General features: G+C 62.0%; 5 protein-coding genes and 2 pseudogenes. 2 read left to right on the top strand and 5 right to left on the bottom strand.

From position 1 onward, the window contains the following. From AC1DNF_RS32225 to AC1DNF_RS32205, 5 genes and pseudogenes are all read right to left on the bottom strand, one after another. Positions 1-615 (bottom strand): nitroreductase family protein (locus AC1DNF_RS32225; RefSeq protein WP_478152729.1); only part of this gene is annotated, 615 nt, incomplete at its 3' end. 154 nt (positions 616-769) lie between these two features. Next, positions 770-1,309 (bottom strand): carboxymuconolactone decarboxylase family protein, encoded by a 540-nt coding sequence (locus AC1DNF_RS32220; protein ID WP_478152728.1) that lies wholly within the window; start codon positions 1,307-1,309, stop codon positions 770-772. A 291-nt stretch (positions 1,310-1,600) separates the two neighbouring features. Further along, positions 1,601-2,557, bottom strand: coding sequence for an AraC family transcriptional regulator (locus tag AC1DNF_RS32215; protein WP_478152727.1), 957 nt, complete (start codon positions 2,555-2,557; stop codon positions 1,601-1,603). Between the two features lie 24 nt (positions 2,558-2,581). Further along, positions 2,582-2,728: pseudogene (locus AC1DNF_RS32210) on the bottom strand (GNAT family N-acetyltransferase); the annotation flags it as partial. A gap of 202 nt (positions 2,729-2,930) precedes the next feature. Next, positions 2,931-3,956 (bottom strand): LysR family transcriptional regulator, encoded by a 1,026-nt coding sequence (locus AC1DNF_RS32205; protein ID WP_478152726.1) that lies wholly within the window; start codon positions 3,954-3,956, stop codon positions 2,931-2,933. 494 nt (positions 3,957-4,450) lie between these two features. On the opposite strand from AC1DNF_RS32205, the pseudogene AC1DNF_RS32200 reads away from it, so the two are divergent. Further along, a pseudogene (locus AC1DNF_RS32200) lies at positions 4,451-4,640 on the top strand (transposase); the annotation flags it as partial. A 294-nt stretch (positions 4,641-4,934) separates the two neighbouring features. Then, a complete protein-coding gene (locus AC1DNF_RS32195) occupies positions 4,935-5,852 on the top strand; it encodes an NADP-dependent oxidoreductase (RefSeq protein WP_478152725.1) in 918 nt (305 codons plus the stop codon). Positions 5,853-6,000: the final 148 nt, after the last annotated feature.

The following is a 6,000-nucleotide window of genomic DNA, read 5'->3' as shown; positions in this document are numbered from 1 at the left end:
GACGAGCGGTCGGCGCGGCTTCTGCGCCCAGTTTCCCGCACGCTCCGTCCCGATGGACAACAGCATGACCGGCACTTCGTCCTCGGCCAGACCGAACTCGCGATGCACCGCATCGGCGTCAAAACCAATCATCGGAGTCGAACCCAGGCTCAGCGAGCGGGCCGCATAGATCATTGCCGCCGCGCCGAAGGTGGCGGTGCGTACTGCCTCGTCGCGCCGGCGCTGTGGGTACGCCATGTACAGATCGCGTGCGGGGATCTCCCAATCCGCCACCATCGCTGCCGGCATGATGCCTAATTCAACCAACGGCGCCAGGCGCTCTGGAATTACGCTGGTCTCGACCAACTGGCCACAGATGATGAACGTCACTGCCGCATCGGTGACAGCGGGCTGATTCCAGGCGATAGGACTCAGCCGAGCCTTGGCTTCAGGCGTGCGCACCGCGATGAAGCGCCAGTTCTGCAAGTGAAAGGATGTGGGCGCCGAGGTGCCGATTCGCACCAGCTCGCGGATTTGGTCATCGCTCAAGGTGGCGGCTGGGTCGTAGTACTTTGCGGCGGTGCGACTCAGGATGGTATCAATGACGGCGTTAGTCTTGGTTTTTCCGTTGGTCATAGTTATTCCTATAGGTGAAGGGTTAGATTGAAATACACGAGTGCCTTCGCTTTAAGCCGCGCCGCTGTCATTCAACGTTCGGAGCGCATTACGTCTATGAGCTGCGGGGCGAAAGCCTGGATATGTGATGCAATGCCCGTGCGCCAAGACTGGCTTACTCGACGGGCGGAAAGTCGACGTCGGTCCCGTTGATACGGTTGAAGGTGCTGGTGAAGGAGGCGAGCGCGATGGCCAGCGAGATTTCAGCCAACTGGGCATCGGTGTAAGCGGCAGCACGGATAGCGGTGAACTCGCCTTGGCTTATCGTGCCACTGGTAGTTTGCAGGTGCGACACGAAACGCACCAAGGCATCACGCTTGGCGTCTCCCGTGGCCTCCCCTGCGCGAATGGCGCGCAAGACATCAACCGTCAGTCCCGTGATCTTGCCCACAAAGCTGTGGGCGGCCACACAAACGTCGCACTCTGCCTTCGCGCTGACGATCAACTTGATGGTTTGCAGATCTTGCTGGCTCAGAGTGCCCGAGGCCAATGCGCCCTGGACGTCGAGCGCCGCGGTCAAAGACGCCGGAGAGAGGTAGCCCAACGCGGCGTACGTGTTCGGGACACGACCACCGGCAGTCTTCCTGACCCGCGCGTAGATATCAGCGGTGGCGCCGGTGGCGGACTCGATGGCAGGAATAGAGATACGGCTCACGGGGCAGCTCTTTGTTCGGGTGGTTAAGAGCCTCCACTTTAGGCTTATCCGAAGCCGATTGCGAGACTACATGTGCTCAATAGAATGCCAAAAAGGATCAAAGCGACGAGACAATCCATCCCCCAAATCGCGGTACGGCATGACGCGTTTCCGTGTCGTCGAAATCGAGATCGAGATTCAGGGGTCCGCAGGTATTGACGAGCGCGTCGCGGAATCGCTCGCATGAGGGAATGGCCGCCACGCCGGCGCATCTAGTGTCTCATTCGAGCCGCACACAGATAACGAAGCGCCTTACTCACTTTCGCGCGCCAGACGGCGCCATTGCCCTGGCGTCATCCCCAGCTTGTCGGTGAACACACGCCGGAATGCCGCCACGGATCGATACCCGACCGCGTCAGCCGCGGCCTCGGTAGTCATCGTCGGTTTCTTCAGCTCATTGGCAGCCAGGCTCATCCGGATATCGGTCAGCAGCTCGAAGGCCGAGCGCCCAAGCTTGTCCTGAAAGTGCCGCATGAAGGTGGCGCGCGACATGCTGCACAATTCAGCGAGATCAGGCAAGTTCCAAGGGCGCGCCGGATCGGCGAACATGGCTGAAATGGCCGGGGACAGTCGCGGATTGCCGGCGAGCGCCAACAAGCCTGCCGGAGCCTGCTCGGATTCACTCGCCGCGCGCAGTGCCAGCGTGAACAGCGCCATGGTAAGAGCGTTGAGGATGGCATATCCGCCTGGTTTGTGGCCGGCGGACTCCATGCGCATCAGCCCCACAAGACTGGCTAGGTGGTTCGAAGCGGACACGGCACTCTCGTCACCATGACTGTCCATGGCCCGTACCACTAGAGCCGTGGGTAGACAATCGCGAATCAGCCGATCATGGTGCGGTCCGATGAAAAATCGCCCGCACAACATCTCCAGATGCTCGCCCCGACCATCATTCTCGCTGAGCACCCATCCCGCAGAGTCGCGGCGATTGGAGGTACAACCCGCGGTATGTCCGCTGCCATCGTGCAGCACGTGCGCCGACCCGTGAGGCAAGAGCACGATATCTCCGCCCACCAGTTCCCTGGCCGTCCCCCTCCCCGGGTCCTCAATAATGGCTCGGCCCTTGAGTACGACGTGGTAGGGAATCTCGTGCGCCGCGGCCTGAGCCCAGGCCACACGCCATGGCGCACCATAAACGCAGCGTACCTCCAGCCGGCCAGTGATGGTGATCAATTGCAGGAGATAGCTAAGCCAGTCGACTTGGGACATAGGAGATGGACCCGCAGCAGCGAATCAGGCAAATTGTTTTCGGTATTGAATGAAACCAGCGCGATCGGCAATGCGGTCGTAAAGCCGCATTCCGTCATGGTTGGATTCGTGTGTCAGCCAGTGCAATCGGGACACGCCAACACGTTTCGCATCCGCATATACATGCTCAATCTGCACCCCCTCCTGCCCTCGCAGTCGCGGACTTTGCTCATCGGGCGGTGCTGATTTATCGGTGATCCTGTTGCCGATTTTTGGGGGACTCTTCCATGTCGCTTTCTCACACCTCACCTTTGTTGCCCTTGTGATGCTGGTGCTCTCCCTGCAAACCGATTCGCCCTAATGTGCGAGTTGGTCGCATCCATACCTGCTCCACTCAATGCGGCGGTCTCTTCCAAATTGGCGTGGCTGCGCCCGGGGCCCTCTCCATTGGTACGCCGATGGTGGAGCTCTTCGTTTCGAGCCGAGCCCGCGTGGCGGGGAAGATTTCTGGCGACTCGCTGCGGCAGATTCCAAGGGAAATGCTCGAAAGTTCAGCGAGCAGGAACTCGGTCAAAGCGCGTGCGGCAGGCCTGGCGTGCCGCCCTACCGCATAGACTGCGTGGAGGTCCACTTCACCGAGGTCCCATTTTTCCAGCACTCGCACCAACGCGCCGTCCGCGAGCTCCTGGACGCAACTTTCTGAAGTGCAAATCACGATACCCATGCCGGCCACTGCTGCCGCAATGCGGCCCTCATTTGTCGACACTCCCACGCGGCAGTCAATCTTCACAGAGGAGACTTGGCCGGCGTTGCGAAGTATCACTCCCGCGCCATTACTTCCGGGGCCGGCGAGAACCTCGAAATTCGAAAGATCGGCCGGTGATCGGGGAAGCCCAGCTTTGGAGATGTAACCAGGCGCGGCGGCGGCGATTCTCGGCCAGGAGTGCAGCTTGCGCGCCACCGCCGAGGAATCCTCCAGCGGGCCGAAGCGCAGGGCCACATCAATGCCTTGTGCGATCAGGTCCTGCCGATGGTCATCCAGGAGCAATGTGACTCGCAGTTGAGGATGGGCATCCATCAATGCCGGCAACCTCGGAATCAGCACTCTCTCACCGAAGCTCGAGGACATCCCGATCCGCAGATTCCCGCGCAGCACCCCCGAGCCGCGCACCACGTCTTTTGCCTCGTCCAGCGCGTTGAGCGCGACCTCAACTCGAGCGAAATAGTCGGCCCCGGCCTCGGTCAACGTCACTGCCCTCGGATTACGGGCGAACAGCGCGACACCAAGCTCCTTTTCGAGGCCCGCGATCGCCCGGGACACCGTCGGTTGCGAGATGCCCTGCTCGCTCGCGGCCACCGAGAAGCTGCGCGTCCGTGCAACTCGGATGAACAGATTCATCGCATCAAAACGGTCGGTCATCTACATCATTGGCCCTGAAGCCGTCCAATTACCAGAACATCGCCCCTTCAACGCCGCCGGAGATGCGGGCAGCACGCGCGCTTGTGGCATGGATGCGATTGCGTAAAGGCGCCCCTTCGGTCGCTGTTCTCCGTGTGCAAGCCTGCCCCGCAACAAAGGAGAACGTCGACTCAATGGGCTTCCCTCTGCCCGCCAATCCACGCAGTTGGTGCGCATGCGGCAAGGCAGGGAGAATTCTCGCCAGAACATCCGTTCCTTCGTCCAGCAAACGTGTCACCGCGTCCTGGTCTGCCGTTGACAATCGACGGGCGTCAGCGCTGCGGTGACGGCGTGGCGCCCGTTTAATGCAGTGACCGTCAACGCATTGAAGGGGTGCTTGAGGGTCTCGAGCCACTTTCCGAGCTGGCCTAGCTGGCTGCTGAAATACCTCACTCGGAGGTCCCCCGTGAACGGGCCTGGCGCGTTGTCTTTGCAGACCCACGAAACCTCCTCCGATGCGCGGCCTTGACACACTCACCGAAGGCTTGTGCACCATGACACGGCTGGACGATTTCGTTCCCGCCGACCACCCGCTTCGTCGCATCCGGGTGTTGGTCAATGAGGCGCTGGCTGTACGAGGCCGACATCAAGGGCGGCCACCCGAGCATTGCGCCGGGAAAGCTGCTGCGCGCGATGCTGCTGCAGCACGGCCAGCGGCCGATCGAATGGCCGGTTGTAGCACGGATGCCCGATGCGCGGATTCAGGGCGCGCCTAGCTGAAATTCAATTTCTGCATCGAGAGTGGCTGTGGCGGCGCGTAGGATGCGATTGCGACGAGCACTTGCCGTAATTCCGTTTCCCTCTCGGTTACTGGAGACGACGGGCCATCCGGGATGGGCGCGCGCGGCAAAGTTGCTGATCGATCATTTCTGTCCAATTGCCCAAAGGGGCGAGGATCGAGCGCCGTGCAGGCGAGGACTCAACACGAGAAAGTCGACGATGAAGGCTATTGTTGTAACGAACCAGGCTGCGGGGATGGCCGGCATGAACTTGGTGGAGCGTCCCGAACCGAAGGCGGCGATCAACGACGTCGTCGTTCAGGTTCATGCGTCGGGATTCGTCGGGACCGAGTTGGATTGGCCCTCGACCTGGACCGATCGGATCGACCGTGACCGAGCCCCTTCGATCCCCGGGCACGAACTGGCCGGAGTGGTCACCGCGCTCGGGTATGGCACGACGGGTTTGTCGGTGGGCCAGCGAGTGTTCGGCCTTACGGACTGGTATCGCGACGGCACCCTCGCCGAGTATGCTGCCGTGGAAGCGCGCAACCTTGCGCCGCTGCCGGGCGACGTCGACTTCACCGTAGGCGCGAGCCTGCCGATCTCGGGCCTGACCGCGTGGCAGGGACTGTTCGAGCACGGCCATCTTCGGGCCGGGCAGAGCGTGATCGCGCACGGTGCGGCCGGCGCAGTCGGGTCGATGGTGGCGCAACTCGCACGTGAGTTCGGCGCTTACGTTATCGGCACCGGGCGCGCCGCCGACCGCCAATCGGCGATTGATTTCGGAGCGAACGAGTTCGTTGACCTCGACAACGAGGCCCTGGAGGACGTTGGCCGAGTCGATCTGGTGTTTGATCTCATCGGCGGCGATATCGGGAAACGGTCCGCGCGCCTGGTTCGAGCCGGAGGGACGCTGGTGTCCATCGTCGGACCGTCCGAGGCGCGGCCCGTCGACGGTGTGGCAATCGACTTCGTCGTCGAGTCAGATCGTGCGCAACTGGTCGAGATCGTGCAGCGTGTGCGGGACGGGCGACTGCGGACGAACATCGGGACCGTCGCGGCCCTCGACGATGCCGTCGCCGCCTTCAACCCGACCGCGCGACGTCCGGGGAAGACGATCATTCGCGCTCGTCCGTGATGGCTCGGGAATGGTGAGCGGATCTGTGCGCCTCGTCGCTGACCGTTGGCAGCGTCGCCTGCACGGTGGGCTATAAGGCCGCCGCGGATTCGCGATGGCTACCTGAACGGAACGAGCGTCACGCGCCCCGCAGTGCGGAGCGGATTCT

Source organism: Variovorax sp. 01T432, from assembly GCF_056398605.1.
Note: the sequence above shows the minus strand (reverse complement) of the source record. Positions and strands in the feature narration are given on the sequence as shown.

What these genes read in the sequence shown, in the direction of transcription:
- AC1DNF_RS32215 (WP_478152727.1), bottom strand. Translation starts at nt 2,557, where the DNA reads ATGTCCCAAGTCGACTGGCTTAGCTATCTCCTGCAATTGATCACCATC.
- AC1DNF_RS32205 (WP_478152726.1), bottom strand. Translation starts at nt 3,956, where the DNA reads ATGACCGACCGTTTTGATGCGATGAATCTGTTCATCCGAGTTGCACGG.
- AC1DNF_RS32195 (WP_478152725.1), top strand. Translation starts at nt 4,935, where the DNA reads ATGAAGGCTATTGTTGTAACGAACCAGGCTGCGGGGATGGCCGGCATG.